Annotated in this window: 24 protein-coding genes; 11 read left to right on the top strand and 13 right to left on the bottom strand. The window is 53.4% G+C overall.

Going from position 1 to position 25,448, the window contains the following annotated elements; genetic code table 11:
* The first annotated feature begins 224 nt into the window (after positions 1-224).
* The 3 genes from M467_RS28200 to M467_RS28190 are packed head-to-tail and all read left to right on the top strand — an operon-like array spanning position 225 to position 2,382.
* A complete protein-coding gene (locus M467_RS28200) occupies positions 225-995 on the top strand; it encodes a DeoR/GlpR family DNA-binding transcription regulator (RefSeq protein ID WP_021067566.1) in 771 nt (256 codons plus the stop codon).
* Positions 996-1,009: 14 nt separating this feature from the next.
* On the top strand, positions 1,010-1,672 hold the full coding sequence (locus tag M467_RS28195; RefSeq protein WP_021067565.1) for a copper homeostasis protein CutC: 663 nt from the start codon (positions 1,010-1,012) through the stop codon (positions 1,670-1,672).
* A 59-nt stretch (positions 1,673-1,731) separates the two neighbouring features.
* A complete protein-coding gene (locus M467_RS28190; RefSeq protein WP_021067564.1) occupies positions 1,732-2,382 on the top strand; it encodes a DUF975 family protein in 651 nt (216 codons plus the stop codon).
* A 15-nt stretch (positions 2,383-2,397) separates the two neighbouring features.
* Here M467_RS28190 and M467_RS28185 read toward each other — a convergent pair whose 3' ends face one another.
* From M467_RS28185 to M467_RS28175, 3 genes are read right to left on the bottom strand one after another with little or no spacing between them, the layout of a single operon-like run.
* Positions 2,398-2,631 carry a DUF2188 domain-containing protein gene (locus M467_RS28185; RefSeq protein WP_021067563.1) on the bottom strand — a complete coding sequence of 78 codons (234 nt, stop codon included), beginning with the start codon at positions 2,629-2,631 and terminating at the stop codon, positions 2,398-2,400.
* A 46-nt stretch (positions 2,632-2,677) separates the two neighbouring features.
* A complete protein-coding gene (locus M467_RS28180; protein WP_021067562.1) occupies positions 2,678-3,550 on the bottom strand; it encodes an NAD(P)-dependent oxidoreductase in 873 nt (290 codons plus the stop codon).
* Positions 3,547-5,280, bottom strand: a complete 1,734-nt coding sequence (locus M467_RS28175) for an ABC transporter ATP-binding protein (RefSeq protein ID WP_021067561.1) — start codon at positions 5,278-5,280, stop codon at positions 3,547-3,549. The genes M467_RS28180 and M467_RS28175 overlap by 4 nt, the downstream gene beginning before the upstream one ends.
* 105 nt (positions 5,281-5,385) lie before the next feature.
* On the opposite strand from M467_RS28175, the gene M467_RS28170 reads away from it, so the two are divergent.
* From M467_RS28170 to M467_RS28150, 5 genes are all read left to right on the top strand, one after another.
* Positions 5,386-6,492, top strand: coding sequence for an exonuclease SbcCD subunit D (locus tag M467_RS28170; RefSeq protein WP_021067560.1), 1,107 nt, complete (start codon positions 5,386-5,388; stop codon positions 6,490-6,492).
* On the top strand, positions 6,489-9,500 hold the full coding sequence (locus tag M467_RS28165) for an AAA family ATPase (protein WP_021067559.1): 3,012 nt from the start codon (positions 6,489-6,491) through the stop codon (positions 9,498-9,500). The genes M467_RS28170 and M467_RS28165 overlap by 4 nt, the downstream gene beginning before the upstream one ends.
* Positions 9,501-9,505: 5 nt before the next feature.
* A complete protein-coding gene (locus tag M467_RS28160) occupies positions 9,506-10,288 on the top strand; it encodes an AAC(3) family N-acetyltransferase (RefSeq protein WP_021067558.1) in 783 nt (260 codons plus the stop codon).
* A gap of 40 nt (positions 10,289-10,328) precedes the next feature.
* On the top strand, positions 10,329-11,216 hold the full coding sequence (locus M467_RS28155) for an alpha/beta hydrolase (RefSeq protein ID WP_021067557.1): 888 nt from the start codon (positions 10,329-10,331) through the stop codon (positions 11,214-11,216).
* 70 nt (positions 11,217-11,286) lie between these two features.
* Positions 11,287-12,135, top strand: a complete 849-nt coding sequence (locus M467_RS28150; protein WP_021067556.1) for a sulfite exporter TauE/SafE family protein — start codon at positions 11,287-11,289, stop codon at positions 12,133-12,135.
* Between the two features lie 128 nt (positions 12,136-12,263).
* On the opposite strand, the gene M467_RS28145 is transcribed toward M467_RS28150, so the two are convergent.
* The 3 genes from M467_RS28145 to M467_RS0116025 all read right to left on the bottom strand — a co-directional run bounded on the left by M467_RS28145 (position 12,264) and on the right by M467_RS0116025 (position 14,463).
* Positions 12,264-12,452, bottom strand: a complete 189-nt coding sequence (locus tag M467_RS28145; RefSeq protein ID WP_021067555.1) for a hypothetical protein — start codon at positions 12,450-12,452, stop codon at positions 12,264-12,266.
* 63 nt (positions 12,453-12,515) lie between these two features.
* Positions 12,516-13,046 carry a biotin transporter BioY gene (locus M467_RS28140; protein ID WP_021067554.1) on the bottom strand — a complete coding sequence of 177 codons (531 nt, stop codon included), beginning with the start codon at positions 13,044-13,046 and terminating at the stop codon, positions 12,516-12,518.
* Between the two features lie 220 nt (positions 13,047-13,266).
* A complete protein-coding gene (locus tag M467_RS0116025; RefSeq protein WP_021067553.1) occupies positions 13,267-14,463 on the bottom strand; it encodes a helix-turn-helix domain-containing protein in 1,197 nt (398 codons plus the stop codon).
* A 196-nt stretch (positions 14,464-14,659) separates the two neighbouring features.
* On the opposite strand from M467_RS0116025, the gene M467_RS28135 reads away from it, so the two are divergent.
* Positions 14,660-16,114 carry a glycoside hydrolase family 1 protein gene (locus M467_RS28135; protein ID WP_021067552.1) on the top strand — a complete coding sequence of 485 codons (1,455 nt, stop codon included), beginning with the start codon at positions 14,660-14,662 and terminating at the stop codon, positions 16,112-16,114.
* A 68-nt stretch (positions 16,115-16,182) separates the two neighbouring features.
* On the opposite strand, the gene argH is transcribed toward M467_RS28135, so the two are convergent.
* The 5 genes from argH to M467_RS28110 all read right to left on the bottom strand — a co-directional run bounded on the left by argH (position 16,183) and on the right by M467_RS28110 (position 22,346).
* Positions 16,183-17,565 (bottom strand): argininosuccinate lyase, encoded by a 1,383-nt coding sequence (gene argH, locus M467_RS28130; RefSeq protein ID WP_021067551.1) that lies wholly within the window; start codon positions 17,563-17,565, stop codon positions 16,183-16,185.
* Positions 17,558-18,769: an argininosuccinate synthase gene (locus tag M467_RS28125; protein WP_021067550.1), complete on the bottom strand. Its 1,212-nt coding sequence runs from the start codon at positions 18,767-18,769 to the stop codon at positions 17,558-17,560. The genes argH and M467_RS28125 overlap by 8 nt, the downstream gene beginning before the upstream one ends.
* 127 nt (positions 18,770-18,896) lie before the next feature.
* Positions 18,897-20,051: a CapA family protein gene (locus M467_RS28120; protein WP_021067549.1), complete on the bottom strand. Its 1,155-nt coding sequence runs from the start codon at positions 20,049-20,051 to the stop codon at positions 18,897-18,899.
* Between the two features lie 126 nt (positions 20,052-20,177).
* Complete coding sequence (gene putP, locus M467_RS28115) at positions 20,178-21,665, bottom strand: sodium/proline symporter PutP (RefSeq protein WP_021067548.1); 1,488 nt, start codon at positions 21,663-21,665, stop codon at positions 20,178-20,180.
* 123 nt (positions 21,666-21,788) lie between these two features.
* Positions 21,789-22,346, bottom strand: coding sequence for a DNA-3-methyladenine glycosylase I (locus M467_RS28110; protein WP_031200257.1), 558 nt, complete (start codon positions 22,344-22,346; stop codon positions 21,789-21,791).
* A gap of 101 nt (positions 22,347-22,447) precedes the next feature.
* On the opposite strand from M467_RS28110, the gene M467_RS28105 reads away from it, so the two are divergent.
* Complete coding sequence (locus tag M467_RS28105; protein ID WP_021067546.1) at positions 22,448-23,077, top strand: DedA family protein; 630 nt, start codon at positions 22,448-22,450, stop codon at positions 23,075-23,077.
* Between the two features lie 48 nt (positions 23,078-23,125).
* On the opposite strand, the gene M467_RS28100 is transcribed toward M467_RS28105, so the two are convergent.
* Positions 23,126-24,301 (bottom strand): cation:proton antiporter, encoded by a 1,176-nt coding sequence (locus M467_RS28100; RefSeq protein WP_021067545.1) that lies wholly within the window; start codon positions 24,299-24,301, stop codon positions 23,126-23,128.
* 40 nt (positions 24,302-24,341) lie between these two features.
* Positions 24,342-24,761: a GNAT family N-acetyltransferase gene (locus M467_RS28095; RefSeq protein ID WP_021067544.1), complete on the bottom strand. Its 420-nt coding sequence runs from the start codon at positions 24,759-24,761 to the stop codon at positions 24,342-24,344.
* A gap of 125 nt (positions 24,762-24,886) precedes the next feature.
* Between M467_RS28095 and M467_RS28090 the strand changes: the two genes are divergently transcribed.
* Positions 24,887-25,435 (top strand): glycerol-3-phosphate responsive antiterminator, encoded by a 549-nt coding sequence (locus M467_RS28090; protein ID WP_031200255.1) that lies wholly within the window; start codon positions 24,887-24,889, stop codon positions 25,433-25,435.
* Positions 25,436-25,448 lie beyond the last annotated feature (13 nt).

Genomic DNA, 25,448 nt, shown 5'->3' with positions numbered 1-25,448 from the left:
TGCTCGATATACAGAGAAGGATGGTCATTTTTTCATGTAAAAAACGAGAAGTTGAAACCTCAACCCTCATGATGAGGCTGTCTTTTTGTGGATTTCCGTTGATTTTTGCCGAAAATTTCGAAAAAAGTGTTGGATTTGCCCGTTCTTTACTTTCTGTTTACGTTAAATTTACATCCGTTCGCTACACTGAAAAAGGAAGCGATATTTGCGGAGGAGGCAGGGAAGTGTCTTTAATTGGAGAAGAACGTAAACAAAAGATTGTTGAATGGATTGAGCGGGAAGGCAAAGTGAAGACGAGCGAGTTGATCGAACGGTTGAACGTCTCGGGGGAGTCGATTCGCCGCTACTTAGAAGAGCTTGAGAAAGAGCATCGCATCAAGCGGGTGTATGGCGGGGCGGTGCTCCATCAGAGCGTCTCGTTCCAACCGATGATGATCTCGAACATGGACGGGATTCGTCGCATCGCCTATACGGCGTTTCAGCTCGTCGAGGATGACATGTTGCTGTATATCGGACACGGCGTCGCCCCAGAGCAAGTCGCGGCCAGACTTCGCGGACGCAATTTGACCGTCGTCACTCCGTCGCTCATGGTCGCCAAGGCGCTCTTTGAGCAACGCGCCAAGGGCGTGTTTACTGGCGATATCCAATTGCTCGGTGGGACGATTGATCCGAAACATCTCGTCACCGTCGGCGAGCACGTCCTGCAGCAACTGAAGGCGTATGTGTTCGATATGGCCATCTTGTCCGTCGAGGGCGTCGATGCCTCACTCGGATTGACGTGTGATGCCCATGGTCTCTCGACCGTGACGCAGGCGGTCCTCGATCAATCGCGTCAATGTTATTTGCTCGCCGACCATACCCAGTTCAATCAACAAAAACGCTATCGGGTCTCCGACTTTTCAAAGGTGACGACCATCATCTCTGATTTTCCGGAACCGACGGATTGGAAGCGCGCCTTGGCGGAGCATGAGGTCGAGTGGCGCTTCGCACCATAAGGAGGAGGGATTTCATGATTGAAGTGATTGTGACGACATTGACCGAAGCCAAAACGGCGGAGCGGTTCGGGGCGGATCGGCTCGAATTGATTGCCGATTTGCCGGCCGGCGGGACGACACCGAGTTTCGGGACGATTCGTAACGTGCTCGAACAGGCTACCATTCCTGTCCACGTCATGATTCGGCCCCATGCGGACTCGTTCGTCTATAACGAGGAAGATGCAGAGACGATTTTGGCGGATATCGGTCTTTGCCGTGAACTCGGGGCCGATGGCATCGTCTTCGGAGCCTTGACGAGCGAAGGGCGTATCGATGAGGCGCTACTCGGAGAAGTGATTAAACATAAAGGCGAGATGGTGCTCACGTTCCATCGGGCCATCGACGACGCGGTCGACTTGATGGACGCAATCACGGTGCTAAACGACTTCCCAGAAGTTGACCACGTCTTGACGTCCGGAGGACAAGCGACGGCACTTGAAGGCATAGACCGATTAAGTGCGATGCATGAGGTGGCGGAGATGAACATCCTCCCGGGTGCCGGCATCACGGCCGACAATGTGGCGCAACTGATCGACCGGCTAGGCGTTGATTTCGTCCATGTCGGAAGCGGGGTACGGACCGAGGGCCGCTTGGATGAGCACAAGTTCAAGGCAATCAAACAACAGATGGCACGCTAAAAACAGTCGGCTGACTGTTTTTTTGCTATAATGAAGAAAACGATACTGTAGGTGAAGTCATGCAATCATCAGTCTATAAACAATTTGCCCTTCGGATGTTGTCCGGCAACTGGGGCATCTCGCTGCTTGCGGTCGTGGCGACGATGCTCGTTCAGGCGGTCATCACGACGCAGCTCGATTTGGAATCGACCGACCCGAGCATCCTGTTCGTGTCAATCGGTCTGCTGTACGGTGCGACCGTCTTGCTCGCCCCGCTCGAACTTGGCCGCAACTGGGTGTTCCTCGATATCGCCAAAGCCGAGAAACCTTCATTCGGGCTCTTGTTCGATGCATTCGGTTCGCTCAAAGATTACGTCCGGGCGGTCACGTATTATGCCGTCTTTTATCTCGGGTTGAACGTGCTCATGTTGTTCTTAATCGTCCCGGGCGTCTGGTTCTATTTGACGTATCGGATTGTCCCGTTCGTGCTACGAGACCAACCGGAACTGTCTGCGTTTCAGGCGATGCGAGAAAGTCGGCGTCTCATGCGCGGCCATAAACGGACGATGCTGCGCTTGTATGCGAGTTTCATCGGCTGGTATGTGCTCGTCTTGTTCACGGGCGGATTGGCCTATATTTTCGTACAGCCTTATATCAACACGGCGCTCGCCGGGTTATATGTTGAAATCAAGGCAGCGACAGACGCAAACGAACAACCGGTCGGCTCATGAGCCGACCGGTTGTTTTTATGTTCCGTGCCGATCCGACTTTTGTGGGTCAGGAGCGTCACGAAACTCAGATTTCTCTTCTTTTGAGGCATGTTCATGCCATTTCTTCGCTTGTTCCGTGGCGATTGGAATCGCCTTTTGATCGGAGTAACCTTGGGCGAGCAAGGCGTTGGCGATATCGATGGCTTTCTTTTTGACGAGTGGGTCGAAGTTCTTCAGTGATTCCGGATAGTCTTTCATATTCCATGGCATCTGTAATCGCTCCCTTCTGTACTACTAATTCCACGAGCGGGACGATTCAAACGTCCTGATGCATGTAGTATTCGATGAGCGCCTGCGTCCCGTTCTCGCCGTAGCCGTTCTCTTCGAGGATGGAGTACAGTTTATACGCCAACTCGAGGCTCGGCAGTTTAATGTTCAACTGTTCGGCGCTCTCGAGGGCAAGTTTCATGTCCTTCAGGAAATGCTTGATGAAGAAACCAGGAGCATAGTCCTCGACAATCATCCGGGGAACAAGGTTCTCGAGCGTCCAGCTGCCCGCGGCACCGCCCCGAATCGTCTGGCGCAATTGATCGGGATTGAGCCCGGCCCGTTTCGTGAAGGCGAGCATTTCGGCGTTGCCCATCATGATGCCGGCGATTGCGATCTGATTGGCGAGTTTCCCATATTGGCCGCTTCCGGCATACCCCATCCGTTCAATCGATTGGCCCATCGCCTCGAATAGCGGGCGCGCCTTCGTGAAGGCGTATTCGCCGCCGCCGACGAGAATCGACAACGTCCCGTTCTTGGCACCGACGTCACCGCCCGTGACCGGTGCGTCGAGCGGGAGCAAGCTGCAGTCGATTGCGGCATCAGCGATCCGTTCGGCCAGGAGTGGCGAAGACGTCGTCATATCAATGACGAGCGTTCCTGGCTCAGCCGATTGCAAAATCATACCGTCCCCGAAATAAAGACTCTCGACGTCAGACGGATAGCCGACGATGGTGATGACGGCATCGGCGTTTTGACAGACGGCTTCGACCGAATCACACCAACGGACACCTTCCGCCAATAAATCAGTCGCTTTCTCTTTCGTCCGCGTATACGCTTGGACTTCGAATCCCGCCTTCATTAAGTTTCTGACCATCGATTGACCCATCACACCGAGTCCGATAAATCCGACTGTCTTCATAGTTGATTGCCTCCTAAAAGTTGTTGTTTCACGAGTCGTTCATAGAGCACGTTATCCCGAAGCAACTCTTGATGTGTCCCAAGCCCGCTGATGCCGCCGTCCTCGAGCACGACGATTTGATCGGCATGTTGGACGGTCGAGAGCCGATGGGCGATGACGAGTGTCGTCCGTCCTGTCATGAGCCGGTCGAGCGCTTCTTGGACGACACGCTCGGATTCCGAGTCAAGGCTTGATGTCGCCTCGTCGAGCAATAAGATTTGCGGGTCACGTAACAGCGCCCGAGCGATGGCGAGCCGTTGGCGCTGTCCACCAGATAGCCGGACGCCGCGCTCGCCGATTTCCGTATCGAGCCCGTCCGGCATCGCCTCGATGAACGACCAGGCGTTGGCCATATCACAGGCGTGACGAATCTCATCCTCGGTCGCGGTCCGGGTCAAGCCGTATAAGATATTTTGCCGCACCGTCCCGGATAAGACGGGCGAATCTTGGGCGACGTAGCCGATGACTTGTCGCCATTCGTTGCGGCCGTAGGTTGAGATGTCCCGGTCCCCGTAATGGATGTGTCCGCTCGACGGAAGGTAGAACTGCTCGACGAGGGCGAACAGTGTCGTCTTGCCGGCACCGCTACGTCCGACGATGGCCGTCGTGGCACCGAATGGGACGGTGAGCGACACGTCGTCAATGACAGGTTGGTCGCCATAGCGGAACGTCAGGCCCTCGAACGAGAGCGACGACTGTCGAATCGTCGACGGCTCATCCGTGTACGGTTCCGGCTCGATGGCGAGCAGCTCGGAGATTCGTTCGGTGGCCCCGCGTGCTTTCTGGAGCCGGGTGATAAACTCCGTCATCGTGATGAGCGGCGTGATGATTTGGAACAAGTACAGCATGAACGCGAGCAACGAACCGGTCGACAAGGCACCGGTCGAGACGCGATAAGCCCCGAAGCCGAGAATGGCGATCAGCATCGCCGTCAACGTGACGTTCAGGAGCGGAATCAAAATCGCTTGAATCCGTCCCTCGCGCACACCGAGGCCGAAGAGACGCTCAATGCGTCGTTTTCCTTCTGCGACCTCGACGGATTCGGTCGCCTGTGATTTGACGAGCCGGATCTCTCCGAGCAGTTCGGCGAAAAACCCGGACAAGTCACCGAGCTCATGTTGCGTCGCCTTGGCGATTTTCCGAAGTTTACGCCCGAGCGGGATGACGATAAGAAGTGTCGTCGGCACGGAGAACAAGATGACGAGCGTCATCTGCCAATCGAGCGTGAACAAGATACCAACGGCGCCGATGACCGAAACGAACGACGTCAAGAGACGGACGCTCTGTTCGGACAAGAGCTGCTGCAACGTCGTCGTGTCGTTATTTAACCGTGAGACGAGATCCCCTGATTTGACGCCGTCATAGAACGGGATTGGGAGGGCGACGAGATGCTCCCATAACGTCGTCCGCAAATTGGCGACGACCCGTTGTCCGACGATATGTAGCCAATAAATCGAAATCGCACTCGAGACGACTTGGATGAGAAACGCCGTCACGAAGATGGCGACGAGGCGGGCGTCGAGCGCGGCCTCGCTCCAATTGTCGACGACGCGTTGCAAGATGAGCGGGATGGCGAGTGAAGCCATCGCTTGAAGCAATGAAATCAATACGGCACCGATAAACAGACCTTTCGGTGGTTGAGCGACACGGAACAAGCGCAGAAAGGCTTGCCATGTAGATGTGGACTCCATGATCCGTCCCCCTTTCCTATTAACTTTCGCTGTTTCGAAAACAAGTGTCAAGACGTCGAATCGTACACCGGAATAATGCTAGAATGGAATCAGAGGTGAAGTCGCATGAAATGGATACATACGGCCGATTGGCATTTAGGTAAAATCGTCCACGGCCGCCATATGACAGAAGAACAACAAATCATTTTATTTGAGTCTTTTTTACACATCGTCGACGAGGAGAAGCCTGATGCCATCGTCGTCGCCGGTGATTTATATGATCGGGCCGTGCCTCCTGTCGAGGCCGTCGATCTGCTCGATGAGATGTGGCGCGCGCTCGTCCTCGAGCGGGGCATCCCCGTGCTCGCCATCGCCGGCAATCATGATTCGGCCGAGCGGCTCCAATACAGCTCCAAACTATTGACGAAAGTCGGTCTCCATATCGTCGGGAAGGTTGACCCGGGCACAGGGCCGATTGTCGTGAACGACATCCCATTTTATTTGATGCCGTTCCTTGAGCCGGCGCGCATCCGTTATGCGTTCGGCGACGAGTCGATTCGGACCCATCATGACGCACTCGCCGCAGTCATCGACTCATACGGGGCGATTGAGGCACGTGCGGTCGCCGTCGGCCACAGTTTCGTCGCCGGTGGACTCGAGACCGATTCCGAACGGCAGCTGTCCGTCGGGACGGCAGGGCAAGTCGCCAAAGGACTATACGCGCCGTTCGGCTATACGGCACTCGGACACTTGCATAACCGTGACGCCATCCGCGACGACCGGGTTGCGTACAGCGGCTCGCTCATGAAATATTCGTTCTCCGAGGCGTCCCATGTGAAATCGGTCGACGTCATCGAATGGGACGGGACATGGACACGCCGTCGGCGCCCGCTAAAAGCGCGACGAGATTTGCGCATTTTGACCGGGACGCTGAACGAGCTACTCGACCCGTCGTTTTATCAAGATGAGGCCGTCGACGACTATTTGAAAATCGTCTTGACCGATGAACGTGCGTTATTCGACCCGATGGCGAAATTACGGACCGTCTATCCGAACATCTTACACCTCGAACTCGAGTTGTTGCGTCGCCAAGACCAGACGTCCCGCTTCGAACGTGAGAAGCTCGAGCGGCAATCGGTCGAGGATGTATATATGGACTTCTTTAAAGCCGTCCACGGCCGCGATGTCGATGCGACGGTGCAACGCTTCTTAGAAGGGGAGGAATCGATTTGAGACCGGAACAATTAACCATCACCGCCTTTGGTCCTTACGCCGAGACGGAACAAATCGATTTTACGCAGCTTGAAGGACGTTCGATGTTCGTCATCAGCGGCCGGACCGGTGCCGGAAAGACGACCATTTTTGACGCGATGACGTTCGCACTCTATGGCCGGGCCAGCGGGGCACTCCGGAACGCCAGCGATTTCCGAAGCCAATATGCGGACCCGGAACGGAAGACTGAAATCGACTTCACGTTCACGATTCGTGATGAACGGTATCGGATCGTTCGTCAGCCGCAACAACCGCATCCGAAAAACAAGACGCCGATTCCGCACGAGGCGGTGCTCTATGAATGGAAAGAAACATGGAAACCGTTGGCGACGAAAGTGAACGACGTCGAACAGACGATTGAATCGTTGTTGCAGCTAAGCTATGAGCAGTTCAGTCAAATCTTGCTGTTGCCGCAGAACCAGTTCCGTCAGCTCCTTGATTCCGATTCGACGAAGAAGCAACAGATTCTGCAATCAATCTTCAAGACGGAGGCGTACCGCGCCTTTCAGGAGGATTGGATCGAACGTTACGGCAAGTACCGCAAACGCGTCGAATGGGCGGTCGAGACGACGCGTTTAAAACTGTTGGAACTCGAAGACGAGGCCGTCGAGGACATGTCGACTCGCAACTTGCCTGAAATCGTGACGTGGCTCGACGCCCGGGAGGAGCGACTCTTGGCGGCGCGGGACACGTTACAGACTCAGCGCCGGACTGGTGAGGATCGGCTCGAGGCGCTGCGACGAGAAGTGAATCAGGCGACCGCGCTCGCCGAGTTGATGGAAGAGCGGGACGTGCGCGCAACCGCGCTCCAAGCATTCCGCCAAGCGGCACAAGCACGCGAAGAACGCCAGGCGCTCATCTTGCGACTTGAACAAGTGGCGAGCGTCAGCCCGCTCTATCAACGTACCGAAACGGTGCGTCACGATATCGAACGGTTGACCCGTGAACGCGATGTATCCCGTCAACGAGACGAAGGCTACACGAGACAGTTGGAGGAGTTGAAGGCAGAAGCAGAGGCCATCACGACCATGCGCCAGGAGGCAGACCAAGCCACAAGTCGCGTCAATGCGATTGACGAGATGTTGCCCTATGTCGATGAATGGCACCGGGCCACTAGACGTCGGGATGACTTGAAACGCCGGTTGGAGCCCCTCAGTCTGTTCTCAGAAGAAGCGCGTCTCCAGGAGCTCCAAGCGACCGAAGGCGAACTTGCGGCTAAACTGGAACACGCACCGGCCCCAGACCAACTCGTCGAGGCCGAACGACTGTATAGTCAGCTTCAACATCAGGTTCGACTCGAGTCGAAAGTGGCAGATGTCACGGAACGACTCGGTGCCTGTGAACGCAACGGGAAGGAAGTCCAACGACAATTCACCGCCCAGACGAAACAGGTCGACCAATTCGTCGAGGCCGAGCATGCGCTTATGGCCGACACGCTGCGCGAGCGACTCGAAGCGGGGGAACCTTGTCCGGTCTGCGGTTCATTGACCCACGGACACGTCGAGCGAACGGGGACGTCCATCGACCAAACTGGTCATCGCTCAGCCGTTGAGACACTGAAACGGATTGAGGCCGACCTCCATGAAGCTCGGGCGGATTATCGGGCGCTCAAACGACAACTCGATGAACTGATCCGTGAACGCGATCTCGCTCGACTTGAGTTGAAGCTCGATGGTGCGGCTGACACTGCGATGCAACACCAAGACGCCCGCATCCGTCAGTTGCGTCAAGAAGCCGAAGAACGACAACGGATGGAGCGTCTCCTGCGGTCGACCACAACCGAATTGAAGCAACTCGAGACGGCGAAGCGTGTGCAGGCTGAAGAACGACAGAAGTTGTTCGAACAGCTCCAAACCGTCCAAGAGAAGCTTCAGTCGATGCGTCAACCGGATGGGACGACGTTAGAGATGTTGCAGACCGAGCGGAATCAGCTCGCGACGCGACTCGCTCACATCGAACGAAACGTGGAGACGTATGAACGTCGGCTTGAAGAATTGAATCGATTGAAGTGGGGGGAAGCGGAGCGACTCCGTCTCCTTGGCGAACAACTCGAGTTCGAACATGCTCGTCTTTCCGAAGCGACGGCTGAACTGGAGGCCGCTTTCGAGAGAATTGAGTTGACTGAAGCTGTGTTCAAGGAGTATCGCTTGCGCGTCGAGCAACTGCCCGAACTACGCGAGCGCCAAGCGACTGAGCTTGAGGAAGGTGTCCGGCTCGAACACGCCGTTAAGGCGCTGAACGAGAAAATCGGGGACCGTCCGCGACCAGACCTTGAACGGCTCCAGGAGAAGTTGCACGAAGAGGGCCGTGCGTTCGAAACGCTGTCCGAACAACTCGTGACGGCGGACGGGCAATTGAAACGCCATCGTCACATCGTCGCCGAATGGAACTCGTTACGGGAGAAGACGGATGAGGATCAACGGAATCTGGAGACGGTCAAATTGATTGCCGACACCGGACGGGGCCTGAATCCGCAAAAATTGACGTTCGAGACGTACGTGCAGACGGCGTTCTTCGATCAAATTCTCCATGCGGCCAACGTCCATCTCGATCAAATGACGAGCGGACAGTTCCAATTAGAGCGAAAAATTGAGACGGCGAAAGGAAATGCTAAGTCCGGTCTCGAATTATTAGTCTTTGACGCCTATACCGGCCAGTCACGCCGGGTCCAAAACTTATCGGGCGGCGAAGGGTTCAAGGCATCGCTCTCGCTCGCCCTCGGATTGGCCGAGGTCGTCCAGCAGTTGAGTGGTGGGGTCAGTCTCGAGACGATGCTGATCGATGAAGGCTTCGGGACGCTCGACGCCGAATCGCTCGATCAAGCGATTGAATTGCTCATGTCGCTGCAATCGAGCGGCCGGCTCGTCGGGGTCATCAGCCACGTCCAAGAATTGAAAGACCGGGTCGATGCCCGGATTGAAGTCAAGAAATCAAGGAGCGGGTCAACGATCCAGCTCATCGTGGAGTGAGACCGATGAAACATATGGAAACGAAAACAACGTTAGTGGCCCACCTGCAAGAGGCGGGCATTCGACGAGGGGACGCACTGTTCGTCCACACGTCGCTATCAAAACTTGGCTGGGTGTGCGGCGGGCCCCAGACGGTCATCGAGGCGCTCCAAGAAACGGTCGGACCAGACGGGCTCATCATGATGGCGACCCAGAGCGGGGATAATTCAAATCCCGCTGAATGGGAAGCCCCACCTGTCCCGGTCGAATGGTGGCAGACCATCCGTGATGAGATGCCAGCGTATGACCCGACGAAAACAGTGACCCGAGGGATGGGGCGTGTCCCAGAACTGTTCCGCTCGTACCCGGATGTGTTCCGGAGCGATCACCCGATGTGGTCGGTCGCCGCGTGGGGACGGGACGCCGAACACATCGTGGCCGGACATACGCTCGACGTCGGCTTCGGGCCAGGATCGCCGATTGAACGGATGATTGAGCGCGATGCGAAAATATTACATCTCGGTTCGCCGCTCGATGCGACAACGTTATGGCATTATGCCGAATACGGGATTGAGGGTCCGGTGAAGCCGTTCGAATGTGCGTTAATGGAGAACGGTCAACGGGTGTGGAAGACGTTCGAGCATACCGACGTCAACAGTGACCCGTTCGGTGCCATTGGCGAGAATATCGTCAAACGTGCGGACGTCAAGACGTTCACGATTCACGAAGCGACATGTTACGTCATCCCGTCTGAGACGTGGGAGCCGGTACAACATGCGCTCGTCGCCTTACGGAGCTGGCTCCGGTGAGACGGCTGATGCGAACTATACTTAGGAGAGGGGCACTGCGATGAATCGCTGGGTCAAATATATGGGAATCGCCGTCGGGGTGTTGGTTCTCGTCGCGTTTCTTGCCGTCGTGGGCATCTCGGCCCACATCGGGGATCAATTGACGTCACCTGAACGGGAGACGTTGACGTTCACCCCGAAGACGCTAGGCGTCAAGTATGAGAACATCACGATCGAATCAGAGGATCAACAGGATTTATACGGCTGGTGGATCCCGCATCCGACGCCGCGTGCGACGATTGTCTTCGCGCATGGCTACGGGAAGAACCGTGAACAATCCGATTTGCCGCTCAAAGAATTGATTCCGGAATTCCATGAGCAAGGATATCAGTTTTTGACGTTCGACTTTCGCGGCTCCGGAATTTCAGAAGGGGATCGCGTGACGGTCGGGGCGAAGGAGCAATCTGACCTTGCTGCCGCCATCGCGTACGCGAAAGAGCGCTCGGACGGGCCCATCGTCTTATATGGGGTTTCGATGGGTGCCGCGACGGCACTCGCGACGGCTGACGAGACCGATGTCGCCGCCGTCATCGCCGATAGCCCGTTCAGTGACCTCCGCGGCTATCTCGAGACGAATCTGCCGGTATGGAGCGATTTACCGAACTTCCCGTTCACACCGGTCATCATGACGGTGACGCCTTGGTTCACGGGGCTCGACGCGGATGTGGTCAAACCGATTGACGATATGGCCCAAATCGAGGCACCGGTGTTATTGATTCATAGTCAAGGTGACGATGCCATTCCCGTTAGCGAGAGCGAGCAATTGGCCAAAGCCGGCGAGGATGTCGAACTGTGGGTGACCGAGAATGATGGGCACGTGCAGTCGCATCGCTCGTTCCAAACCGAATATCGCCGGACGGTATTCGAATTTTTAGAGCGTGTGTTGTAAGTGAGGGGCGCAACATGCGCTCCTTTTTTGTTATGATTAGTTATGAAAAGGAAAGAAAGAAGGTTTGTTCATGGACGTCACAGCATTACTATCGTTTCTTTTGCTCGGAACGCTCATCGGAATTTTGAGCGGATTCTTCGGCATCGGGGGCGGGATTTTACTCACGCCGCTCTTGCTCGTCTTCGGATACGAGGCGAGCGCAGCCATCGCCCTCAGTCTCATGCTCACGCTCGGGTCGACGACGGCCGGTACGATCTCCCATATCAAATTAAAGAACGTCAATCCGAAACACGCCCTCTTGATTGGCGCGTTCGGGGTCGTCGGGACGTGGGTGGCGACGCCGCTCGTATTTTATCTAGAGACACTCGACGGCGCGAAGCCGGTCATCTCGCTCGCCTATATCGCGCTGTTGACGTATTTCGCCGTCTCGTTCTTCCGGTCGAAACAGCACGAAGAAGGTAGCGTCGGTTCGGAGTCGGTCCCACGCCTCGGGTTCATCGGGTTGTTCGGCGGATTCATCTCGTCACTTATGGGTGTCAGCGGTGGGTTCGTATTGACGCCACTTCAAGTCAAGTTACTCAACACCGAGATGAAACGGGCCGTCGGGACGAGTATCGCCGCGGCGTTCCTCATCGTCGTCTCGGGCGTGATCAACTATGCCGTTGCCGGAGCCGATGCGAACTATTGGCACGGCTTGGCGCTCATCGCCGGTGCGATGATTGGTTCACCGATCGGGGCGAAACAGTTGCAGCGGTTCAGTTCGCAACTCGTCAAAAAGGCGCTCGGTGGTTTCTATGTCGCCGTCGCCATCAGTGTCGCCCTCAATTTGCTCGGTTATAACGATCTCTCGCTCGGACTGCTCGTCGTGCTCGCACTCTCGTTCATCGTCGCGCTGTTCATCCGACCGCGTTTGAAGTGATCCCAAACCCTCGTCTACGGACGGGGGTTTATTTGTGGGGATATACTAAGGCTATTCGATCGATGCGACGTACCGAGCATTCTTAACCAGTTCAGCACAGTAAAAAAACCCCGTCCGAGGACGAGGTTTTAACGTCTGGCAATATGGTCAATGTTTTCTTGAATCTCTCCGACTTTACTTTTCGCTTCCCGCAGACGTCGTTCGAACGCCTCGATATCGCGCTTCTCGTGCCGCGTCTCGTCTTTTCCGCGTCGTTGTCCTTTCGGAAAGCGATGGGTCGCTTTAGCCAAACGTTTTTTAAACGTCGAATCGCTCATAAGGACACCCCCTTCCATACTATATACGTTCCACCTATACTTTCCGCTGAAACGTTTGAACCTTCAAGAGGCGAGGGTTTTGCGCATTTGAGGGTTAGTGGACACTTTATAAGCGATAGCTGCCGCCAACACTGCTTTGATTAAGTCGCCGATGATGAACGGAATGTTCACTTTGAGCGCATCGATGAACGTCATGCCAAACACGGCTTGCAAGCCAAGACTGCCGAGCAAATAGACAAGACCGAGTCCAAATAAGACGTTGTAGCCGATGAGGGCAGGGAACGAATGATGCCGTTCCGATGACCAGCCAATCAAAAAGGCCGCGATTGGGAAGGCGAGCAAGTATCCGACCGTCGGACCGACGAACGGGGCAAGTCCGCCCGAACCGCTGAGTACTGGAAGGCCGATTAAGCCCAGCAAGAGATAGACGATGACGGCGAGCCCGCCTTTTTTGGCACCGAGGACGGAAGCGACCGTCATGATACCGAGCATTTGCAGCGTAATTGGGACCGGACCGATTGGGATGGCAATCGAACCGATGCTCGCGAGCAGCGCGGCACCGATAGCAATTTGTGTCATATCATGAATTTTCACTATGTAAACCCCTTTTCTGTTAACGTTGACTAAAGTTAGGTTAACATCATCGTAAGAAGTTGGCAAGTACTAAACTAAGTACCTGGTCGTATACAGCTTGAGCCTACAAATTCAGCTTTAGGCAGACACTCCAAACCACGGCGTATTGAGGATGTTTTTACGCCTACGGACACTTTTAACGTTGAGCGTGAAACTAACTCCATATGTTGGAGATTCAAATTCACATCGTTGGCATGTGCTCGTGTTGCTTGAATTGTTTGGGAGTCGTGCCCGTGTAGGTTTTAAAGACTTTTGTGAAATGGCTCTGGTCGTGGAAATTAAGCCATGTATAAATTTCAGAAAGAGAGGAATCGGTGTACTTTAACAGTTTTTTGGCTTCCGCTATCTTTTCTCGCAACACATACTCTGTGAACGAAAGCCCGACTTCTTTCTTAAACAGGGACGACAAATAGTTGGGATGAAGATTCACGAATCGAGCGACGTCTTGTAAGGAGATGGCGTCATACAGATGTTTAAAGACGTACGACTGGCATTTGATGATCGGGGCGCTATGTCGAAGCTGTTTTGATTTGTTTACTTGATCCGTGAATTCGCATAACGCCTCTTTGGTGTAACGTTGTACAGCTTCAATCGTTCGAAGTTCTTCGGCCCCTTGGATATAGTGATCGCTCATCGTATATGCCGTTTCCGGATGAAGCCCTCCTTCGATCGCATAACGTGTCGCTAAAGTGATAGTAGAAATATGAAGGTTTTTTTCATTTCGTAAAGTGCTCTGTTTTGAGAGCACTCCGATTCGTCCATCGCGATCGGGTGATGCCAGTCGCTGAAGTAATTCTTCCTTCTGGCCTTCCTTGACACACCGTAACGTCATCCGCTCAGATTGATACGTCGCGTGGAATGAAATGTCTTGCCTGTTTTTGAACAGCTCTCGTTCATAGGTTTTCGTATCCTCGGTTGTCGTGCGACGCTTGGACGAATCCTCATCTAGGACGACATCGGACGTAGAGAGTCGTCTCGTGGTCAAAATCGAGGTCGCGAGCACGGCTACATGCAGTAGGTCTTGTCGCGAAAAAACAGGAAAGCCATTCGTAAAACTGTTCGGTTCCACTTCTGCCGAATCCAGACACGGACCGAGAATGAAAAGGCCAATCGGCTGCTCGTTGTCGGTGATGACCAACGTCACGACCTGTACGTTCGAATTGAGACGACGCCAAACCGGTATGTTAGAAGGCTCATTTAAGAGAGTTAACCGCTCCAGAAGTTGACGTAAAGAAGGGGGAATGAATGATGTTTCTGGATACGCCATCTGTAACGATAATCGGTCTTTGTAAAATAACACGGACAGATGGGTAGTCTGATGCAACAACCGGCACCAATACGTGTAATCCTGATTCGTGTCTCTCTGATTCACATCCATCAAATCATCTCTCCTATCGATTAGGTGTATCTGCAAATTGTATTACAAATTTACTAAAAATGATAAATAAATACAAAAAAAGCTGAATGGGAATGAGTACACTACAAACAAGCAGAAATGCAAACGATTACAGAGCCGAACCTCGACTGCTAGACCGTATCAAAAAAAGTGTTCAATGAAGAGAGGAGTATTACATATGAGTACACATCGATTTCCAGAAGGCTTTTTATGGGGTGGCGCAACGGCGGCCAATCAATTAGAAGGAGCTTACAAAGAAGGAGGGAAAGGTCTATCCATTTTCGATATGGTGACATTCGTCCCTAAAGAAGCGCGTACAGCTGAAATCGAGATGGACGTGAAGAGTGAAGCCGAACTCGAGCGACTGTTAGCGGCTGACGATGGGGCGAATTTCCCAAAACGTCGCGGAATCGATTTTTATCATCGCTATGAAGAAGACATCGCTCTCTTCGCCGAGATGGGTTTTAAGACGTTCCGGATGTCGATTTCATGGCCTCGGATTTTCCCGAACGGGGATGAGCTCGAACCAAACGCAGAAGGGCTAGCGTTTTATGATCGTGTCTTTGATGAACTGCTCAAGTACGGGATCGAGCCGCTTGTGACATTGTCGCATTATGAATTGCCACTCACACTCGTCAAAAAATATAACGGCTGGGCGGACCGTCGGCTCGTTGACTTGTTTGTCCATTACGCAGAGACCGTCTTCACTCGTTACAAGGATAAAGTAAAGTATTGGCTGACGTTCAATGAGATTAACGTCTCGACGATGTCACCATACATCGGGAGTGGGATTTTAGTCGATCGCGTCGAGAATGTGGAGGCGACTGTGTACCAAGCGCTTCATCATCAATTCGTGGCGAGTGCTCGTGCCGTACGCGCATGTCATGAAATCATTCCAAATTCGCAAATCGGCTGTATGCTCGCCCGAATGGAAGTGTACCCGGAAACGAGTAATCCAGACGATGTGTTAGCTGCGCTCGAAGAAGATCAAAAGAACTTGTTCTTTACCGACGTGCAAGCGCGCGGATATTATCCGAGCTTCATGTTAAGCTATTTCGACAAACATGATATCTCGATTGAAGTGCTGCCAGGAGATGAAGAGATTTTGTCACAGCACACCGTCGACTTCATCTCCTTCAGCTATTATATGTCGATGGTCGCCAGCGGTGCCCCTGAGAAGGCGAAACAAAAAGGAAACTTCTTCAGTGGCATCAAGAATCCTTATTTGGAGGCGTCCGATTGGGGATGGCAGATTGATCCGAAAGGGTTACGCATCACCTTGAAGAAGATGTATGACCGTTATCAGATGCCGTTGTTCATCGTCGAGAATGGATTGGGCGCATACGATGTCGTCGAAGCAGACGGTACAATCAACGATGACTACCGGATCGAATATTTGCGGGCCCATATCGAGCAAATGGGACAAGCGATTGAAGAAGGTGTCGACTTGATCGGGTATACGAGCTGGGGATGCATCGATCTCATCAGCGCAAGTACGTCGGAGATGTCAAAACGTTACGGCTTTATCTATGTCGATCAAGACGACTATGGCAACGGCACGCTCGAGCGAAAGAAGAAAAAGTCATTTGATTGGTATAAGCAAGTGATTGCATCGAATGGTGAACAATTGTAATCAACGGAGTCATCAACATGAACAAGCGTCCATTCCTCGCGGAACGGACGCTTGTTTTGATTTATTCGTTACACGTTGGTCGGTAACTTGGCTTTTGCTTCGCTCAATTGCGTACGGACGGAGTCGAACCCTGTTCCGCCGTAGCTGTTGCGACGTTTGACGGCCGTCACCGGTGAGAGTGCCTCGTACACGTCCTGTTCAATCAATCCAGAGTGGGCATGATACGTCTCAATCGGCAGCTCCGCCAAATACAGACGATGATCGATACAGTAGCGGACGAGTGTCCCCGTCACTTCATGCGCCTCCCGGAACGGCATGCCTTTTGCCGTCAAATAGTCGGCGAGCTCGGTTGCGTTCGAAAAATCGCGCTCGGTCGCTTGTTTCATCGTGTCCGTGTGGAACGTCATGTCTTGAATCATGCCGGCCATGATGCTGAGGCTCCCTTGAAGCGTCTTGACGGTGTCAAACATGCCTTCCTTGTCTTCTTGCAGATCTTTGTTATAGGCGAGCGGCAAGCCTTTCATGATGGTTAGCAGCCCCATCAGATTGCCGACGACCCGTCCCGACTTCCCGCGGACGAGTTCGGCCATGTCCGGGTTCTTCTTCTGAGGCATCATGCTCGATCCCGTTGAGAATACGTCAGAGATCGTGATGAACCGATACTCTTCACTGCTCCAAAGAATCAACTCCTCGCAGAACCGTGACAAGTGCATCATGAGGAGCGACGCGTTCGATAAAAATTCCAAGATGAAATCACGGTCGCTGACGGCGTCCAGGCTGTTCGGATATACGTTGGCGAAGCCAAGCAACTCGGCCGAACGATGGCGGTCGATCGGGAACGTCGTCCCGGCGAGAGCCCCGGCACCGAGCGGGCTCATGTCGATCCGTTTCAAGCTGTCACTGAAACGCTCCTTGTCGCGCTCGAGCATCCAGAAGTAAGCGAGCAAGTGATGGGCGAGCGACACCGGCTGGGCCCGTTGCAAGTGCGTATAGCCCGGCATGATCGACTCAACGTTTTGAGCGGCGTGGTCATAGAGTGCCGTCTGCACGGCTTCAATCCCTTCGATTGTCTCGAGGACGCGGCGCTTCAAATAGAGGTGCATATCGGTCGCGACCTGGTCGTTCCGGCTACGGGCCGTGTGTATCTTTCCAGCGACGGGCCCGATCTCTTCATGCAACAACGCCTCGAGGTTCATATGAATATCTTCATGGAAGACGTTGAACGTCAATTCGCTCGCTTGTGCCTTCTTGGCTAGCGTCTTCAGACCAGCGACGATTTGCGCGACTTCATCTGCTGTCAAAATATGTTGCTCCCCGAGCATCGTCACGTGGGCGATGCTCCCTTCGATATCTTCTAACACGAGCTGGGCGTCGAAATGAATCGAGGCCCCGAACTCGTCGACCCATTCACTGGCCGTCTGTTCGAACCGGCCGCCCCATAATTTACTCATGCACCATCGTTCCTTTCTCTGCGAGCACTTCCGCTTGCACTTTCGTCGGCAGCCCCCATAACTTGATGAAGCCTACGGCCGCTTGTTGGTCGAACGTGTCGGCTGACGTATATGTCGCGAGGTGCTCGTCATAGAGCGAGATTGGCGATTTCCGTCCGTCGACGATGGCTTGCCCTTTGAACAGTTTCATCCGGACCGTACCTGTCACCGTCTGTTGCGTCTCATCGATGAAGGCGAGGAGTGCTTTCGTCAATGGTGAGTACCATAAGCCATTATAAATCGTCTCTGTCAACTTCTGTTCGACGATCGGTTTAAAATGGGCGACTTCCCGGACGAGTGTGAGTGCCTCGAGCGCCTGGTGTGCGGTGATGAGCGTCATCGCACCCGGTGCCTCGTACACTTCCCGCGATTTGATGCCGACGACCCGGTTCTCGATATGGTCGATTTTCCCGATGCCGTGGGCCCCGGCGACGATATTCAACTGCTCAAGAATCGCTGTGAACGTCGCCGCTTGTCCATTGATGGCGACCGGTACACCGGCGTTGAATTCGATTTCGACATACGTCGGTTCGTTCGGTGTGTCTTCGAGTTGCGCCGTCAATTCGTAGGCACTCGCTGGTGGGGCGGCCCAAGGGTCCTCGAGGATACCGCATTCGACGGCCCGGCCCCAAATGTTTTGGTCGATCGAGAACGGTTCTTCTTGGACGATCGGGATTGGAATACCGTGCTCGGCCGCATAGGCGATCTCTTCTTCCCGCGACCATTTCCACTCCCGCACCGGGGCGATGATTTCAAGCGACGGGTCGAGCGCATGGATCGACACTTCGAACCGGACTTGGTCGTTCCCTTTCCCCGTGCATCCGTGAGCGACGGCGATGGCACCTTCGGCTTGTGCGACCTCGACTAGCTTCTTCGAGATGAGCGGGCGCGATAGGGCAGAGACGAGCGGATAGACGCCTTCATACATCGTATGTGCCTGCATCGAGTAACGGGCGAAATCGTTGACGAATTCATCGACCGCATCGATGACGACCGATTTGATGGCCCCAACTTTGAGTGCTTTCTGTTGAATGCGTTCCAAGTCTTTTCCTTCGCCGACGTTCAAACAGCAGGCGATGACGTCATACCCTTGTTCATCCAACCATTTGATTGCGACCGATGTATCAAGTCCACCTGAATAAGCTAATACGAGTTTTTGTTTCATTTCCTTACACCCCTTATACATAATTATTCATCTGTATTTATAAATATACGAATTACTCTAACGTATGCTTCGCCGTAAAGCAACCTTTTTGGCGAAAAAAAAAAGAATCACTTGTGAAAGTGATCCTTCATTGGACGATTTCGAGCTCTGGCATCCACTGCGACATATGTTGGCTCGTGGCCTCGAACAGCTCCGGCTTGGCCGACTGTAACGGGACGACCTCGAACGGACCGTCGGCACTTGTGCGGCGGGTGAACGTCGGATAGAACATCGGGTTGGCGAGTTCGAACGTCGTCTCATCCGCCTCGACCGTCTTGACGACATCGATGCCGACGATGCCACCTGTATTCCGGTCGTCCCCTTGTTGTCCGGACAGGAAGTTGCCGAGCGAGTAGGCGACGAACGTCCGATTGCCTTCGGCGCCATCCACCCAGGCGACCGGTTGGAGGACGTGGGGATGGTGGCCGATGATGAGATCGACCCCGAGGTCGGACAGTTGTTGGACGAGCGTCTGTTGCGCCTCGTTCGGGACCGTCTCGTATTCGTTCCCGAAATGAAGCGAGACGACCGTGATATCGGCCGCTTGCTCGGCCGCTTCGATTTCAGGGGTCATCGCCTCGAGATCAATGTAATTGACGTGATACGGTTGTTTCGGAACGACTCCATTCGTCCCGTACGTATAGGCGAGAAAGGCAAATGAGATGTCATTCTCGGTCAGCGTCCGAAGCTCGGACTTGTCCGCCTCCGATAAGAATGAACCGGTGTACGGCATGCCGATCTCGTTCCAGTGCGCGATTGAATTCTCGATGGCCGTGACACCCCGGTCGAGCGTATGGTTGTTCGCCGTCGTTACCAAGTCGACGCCAGCGTCTTGGAGCGCATCGCCGACCTCATACGGACTGTTGAAGGCGGGATAACTCGATAAACCGATTTCACTGCCCCCAATCATGCTCTCTTGGTTGGCGATGGCGATGTCGGCCTCGGTCAAAATCGGAGCGATCGGTTCGAAGGCGGCGGTGAAATCATAGCCGTCTCCGCGCTTGGCGGCATTATACACGCTGTCGTGCAATAAGATATCGCCAATCGCATAGAGCGACGTCGTCGTCACGACGGGTTCTGGCTCTTCAGGAACAGGGGCCGGGGCTTCCGCCTCCGCCTCTGTCTCTGGTGCCGGAGTCTCCGTTTGCTCCGTAGACGTCTCGACGTCAGCGGTCGCACAGCCGAACAGAAAGAGGAGGGGCAAGGTCAACATGGCTTGTTTATACGGGATTACTCGTTTCAACGGACGAGTCACTTCCTTTCGTGTGATCCAAACTGGTCTACTCAAGTCATTCGCCATGGAAGAAGAATGTCCTTGTCAGGGCACAAGAAAAAAGTGCCAGGCTATAGTAGCATGGCACTCCGAGTGTTAAATCCGTTCTGTCTTCAAGATGTGTTCCATTTCCTCGAACTCGTTCGTGATCGTCGTGCTCGGTGGCGGTGTCAGCAAACTGACGACATAAATGGCGAGGCTCGACAAGAAGAAGGCAGGAATCATCTCATATAGCTCGCCGAAGGTCCCGAACCAATCGGCAGCAACGTTTTTCCAGACGATGACGATGAACGCACCGGTCAACATCCCGGCCAGCGCGCCTTGACGCGTCGTCCGTTTCCAGAACAGGCTGAACAGGATGAGTGGACCGAACGATGAGCCGAATCCGGCCCAGGCATATCCGACCAAGTTTAAAATCGTGTCATCCGCCCCGAACGCGAGCCAAATCGAAATGAGCGAGACGAGGATGACGGTAATCCGTCCGACCATGACGAGTTCGCGGTCGCCGGCGTCTTTGCGGAAGAACTTCTGATAGAAATCAGTCGTCGCCGCACTCGATGAGACGAGGAGCTGTGACGAGATCGTCGACATGATGGCTGCAAGCAAGGCTGCGAGCAACACACCGGTGATGAGATCGACGAACAACAAATCAGATAGATTGATGAATACATTTTCTGGGTTGTCGATTTCAAGACCGCGCTGAGTATAGTAGGCGAGTCCGAACAATCCGGTCGCCATGGCCCCGACGACGGTGAACAACATCCACGAGATGCCGATGCGTCGGGCCTTCTTAATGTCTTGCAACTTCTCGATGGCCATAAAACGGACGATGATGTGTGGTTGCCCGAAATAACCGAGACCCCAAGCGAAGAGCGAGACGATGCCGATAAGCGACTGTCCTGTCAATGGATCAAGTAGCGCCTCATCGATATCACCGATTGTCTGGAACGCGGCGCTCACCCCGTCGGTCGCCGTGATGGCGATAGCCGGTACGAGGATGAGAGCGAACAACATGATGAGTCCTTGGACGAAGTCGGTCCAACTGACGGCCAAGAAGCCGCCGATGAACGTATAGATGATGATGATAGAAGCCAAAATGAAGACACCGGTCCCAAAATTGATATCAAAGACCGCTTCGAACAAGCGACCACCGGCCACGAACCCGCTCGTGGCATAGAGCGTGAAGAAGACGAGTGTCACAGCTGCAGAGAACGTCCGCAGCGTCCCACGTGAGTCCTTAAATCGTTTCTCGAAGAAATCTGGTATCGTAATGGCATCCTCTGACAAATATGAATAAGTCCGTAAACGAGGTGCGACGAGCAACCAGTTCAAGTAAGCGCCGATCGTCAACCCGATGACAATCCATCCGCTTGAGAGTCCGGTCGCGAACATCGCCCCCGGCAACCCCATCAATAGCCAACCACTCATATCGGAGGCACCGGCCGACAAAGCCGCCACGGCCGGACCAAGGCCACGTCCTCCGAGCATATAGTCGCCAATGCTCTCAGTCCGCCGATAGGCGATGACACCGAGTAACACCATGAGCGCCATATACACTGTAATCGAAATCAATACACCGTTCATACAACATCCCCCTCATTCATAATGAAAACGCTTTCAAACTTTATGGATTGCACCATGACAAAATTTTGTCACAAAAATGAATGAAGTGCACGATTTTGTTTATGGATTGACCAAATAATCAAATTATTTGGCGAAGCAAGAGGTGAGATGGTCATTGATGAGTCCCGTCGCCTGCAGGTGGGCATAGACGGTCGTCGGTCCCAAAAATTTGAAACCGCGGCGCTTCAAGTCTTTGCTTACTTGATGGGACAGTTCGGTCGTGGCGGGGATGTCGTCGGTCGATGCCCACTCGTTGTGAATCACCGTGTTGTCGACGAATGACCAAATGTAGGTATCGAACGACCCGAACTCTTGTTGAATCTCGATGAAGCGCTTGGCGTTATTGATGGACGCCTCGATTTTACGACGGTTGCGAACTAGACCGGGATTTTTCAGTAATCGTTCGACATCCGTCTCGTCGAACGTCGCGACGGTCATGACGTCAAAATCGGCATAGGCGTCCCGATAATTTTCGCGTTTCCGTAAGATAGTGATCCAGCTGAGTCCAGCCTGGGCGCTCTCGAGTGTCAAACATTCGAAATGCTTTACATCATCATGGACGGGCTTGCCCCATTCTTCATCGTGATAACGAACGTACAACGGGTCAGTGCCGCACCATGGGCACCGTGTAACTTCAGTCATGTCATGTCCTCGCTTTCTTTCAAGTACTTCATTTTAACATGTTGTAGCGGTTTTTGACCGGGCGTGACGGGTATAGTAGGAACTATTGGAGGGTGAAGCAAATGAGAGACTGGATGATCCAGGTCATTGAACAGTTCGGTTACTTTGGCATCGCGTTCATGATTTTCATTGAGAACGTGTTCCCGCCGATTCCTTCGGAGGTCGTGCTCTTATTCGGCGGTTTTTTCGCTGTAAAGACCGATTTGATCGTCCCGCTCGTCATCTTCGCAGCGACGGCAGGCGCCATCCTAGGAGCGGTATTATTGTACGGCATCGGACTGTATTTGGATGTCGAGCAGATTGAGAAGTGGACGAAACGATACGGTAAATGGATTCGGCTCGATATCGCCGACGTGCACCGTGCCGACGCCTGGTTCGATAAATACGGGGGCTGGATGGTGTTCTTCGGCCGCTTGATGCCCGTCGTGCGGAGTTTGATTTCCATCCCGGCCGGTATGTCGAATATGCCGTTCTTGAAATTTTTGTTGCTCAGTACGGCGGGGACGGTGATTTGGAATACGATACTCATCTATATCGGCATCCGCGTCGGTGAGAATTGGGAGTCGATTTTGAGCTATTTAGATGTATATTCGTATGTTATTTACGGTATTTTGGTAATCGGAGTCATCGCCTTTTTCATCTGGCGCAAAAAGCGGAAGAAGAAACAAGCCAAACAAGCCTCTTCATTTTAAATGACAAGGACCGATCTTCGTGTGAAGATCGGTCCTGTGGGTCTTATTTCATTTGTTTGAATCATCCTTGTTCTCATCAGGCAAAACTTTTTCCAGTTTTTCTTCCGTCTTAGCGGCTAAAATTTCAGAGAAGCGGAACAAGACGATCCCGATGATGGCCGAGACGAAAATATATAGTCCGACGAACAAGTTGATCGCCCCGTTTGATAAGGCGGTGAAGAGAATCGAGAACTCCCCGCGTGGAGCGAGTGAGAAGCCGGCCTCGTTGGCCTGAACCCGTGTCAGGCCGTACATGCGGCCGCCGAAGCGGCCGACAATCCATTTCGATAATACGCCCCAGACGATCAATACGAAGAAGAGCGTGTTGACGATGACGCCTTGTTCCAGGTTGATCGAAATCCCGAACGAGATGAAGAAGATCGGCAAAAACAAGTCGCGCACGGGGACCGTCAACCGTTTCAACGGACGGACGTCGTGAATGCCTGCGAGCATGATGCCGGCGATGAACGCCCCGAGAATCTCGGACAGTCCGAACACCATGCCGATTCCGGCGAAAAAGAGAATCAAGCCAATTAAGCCGATGCTCGCGTCATCTTGCCGCAACAGATGTTTGGCGATTTTCGGCTGTTTTTTGACGAAACGTGATCCAATATAGAGTAACACGCCGAAGATGAGAAAACCGGCGAAGACTTTCCCGATATCGGACACCTCAATCGGCTCATCTTGAATGATGAACGGCGCGACGGTCAGGATGAGCGGGGCGAAGATGTCCTCGAAGATGAGTAACGCTAAGACGAACTCTTTCACATCTTCATGCTTATCGGCATGCCGCTCGAGCATACGTGCCGAAATCGACGAGCTCGTCGCAAACAAGACGGCACCGATTAAAAAAGATTGTGAAAAATCAAGTCCGAACAGCATGGCAATCCCGATTGTGACACCAAAGGCGAGCAAGATATCCAAAACGCCTGCCTTCCACACCTTTTTGAGGCGCTTCATCAACTCGCCGAGCGGAAACTTTAAACCGAGTAAAAAGAATAACAAGATAATCCCGATTTCGCCGGCGATTTTAAAGACCTCGTTTCCGTCCCAGAAGAAACCGACGGCGACGCCGATGGCGATAAAGGCAAGAATACTTGGAAAGAATAATCGTTCAATGATGAGACTGAGAACGGAAATGACGGCTAACGCTAAACCGAGCAGCACAATCATGTTCAGTTCCATACGACACCCCCTCGATCAAAAAGGCGTACCGGGCAACGAATCATTCTCGATTCCATTGGTATTCCATCCCGACGGATTCCGGGCGCGAATAGTCGAAGCCGAATTGACGGTACAGTCCGTCAGCCGGTATGTCCGCAATCAGACTGATGATGGCCGTCTCATCGGCTTCCTGTAAGATCCAATCCATCAATTGCTCCACAATCAATTTCCCGAGCCCGAGCCCCTGACACTCCGGGTCGACGACGATATCGACAAGGTGGAACACCATTCCGCCATCGCCAACGACACGGCCCATGCCGACCATGTGATCGTCTTTATATAGACAGACGCCGTATAACGTGTTAGCCAGCCCTTTCACCGTCCCCGAGTCGGAACGTTTCGGCATCCCCGCGATGACCCGAAGACGTTGATGTTCCTCCGGTGTCGGTGTCTCGATTCGTACTTCCACTTCATTGACCATATCGCTACTTCCTCTCTGTGCATAAGTTAAAATTATTTTCCCGATATATTGAATCGGTAAACCTTGATTTCCGGTCCGCGTTATTCAAATAATGAAAGCAGGATATGAAAAAAGGACGTGTTCAGATGATAGAAGGTCAAACGATTTTACCCGCCCTGCGTGACATGCGGGACCTCGAAAAGTTTGTGACGGGACCGTTTCGTGTGGGCGTACTGCTCGAAGTGCACGTCGCCCGGCTCGATGCCGTGTTTCAGTTATTGGCGACCCACGACAAGCACGTCTTCGTCCATCTCGACTTGATTCAAGGACTGAAGGCAGATGAGTATGCGACCGAGTATATTTGTCAGACGTATCGTCCGTACGGCATCATCTCGACGAAAGGAAGCGTCATTTTAAAAGCGAAGCAAAAACAGGTCAAAACGGTCCAACGTTTGTTTTTAATCGATTCGAGCTCGCTCGAGCGAAGCTATCGTCTCATCAAGCGGACGCAACCGGACTATATTGAAGTGTTGCCGGGTCTCGTCCCGAAATATATCCGAGCCGTGAAGGCGGAAACCGGAATCCCGGTCTTTGCCGGCGGACTGATTTCGTCGACCGAGGAAGTCGAGGCCGCCCTTGAGGCCGGTGCGACGGTCGTGACGACGTCCAATCAACGCCTTTGGACGAACGGATAGGACTCAATTTGAT

Origin of the sequence: Exiguobacterium chiriqhucha RW-2, assembly GCF_000416965.1 — a bacterium.
GTDB lineage: Bacteria > Bacillota > Bacilli > Exiguobacteriales > Exiguobacteriaceae > Exiguobacterium > Exiguobacterium chiriqhucha.
The sequence above is the reverse complement of the archived record's forward strand: the minus strand, read 5'-3'. Positions and strand labels throughout refer to the sequence as shown.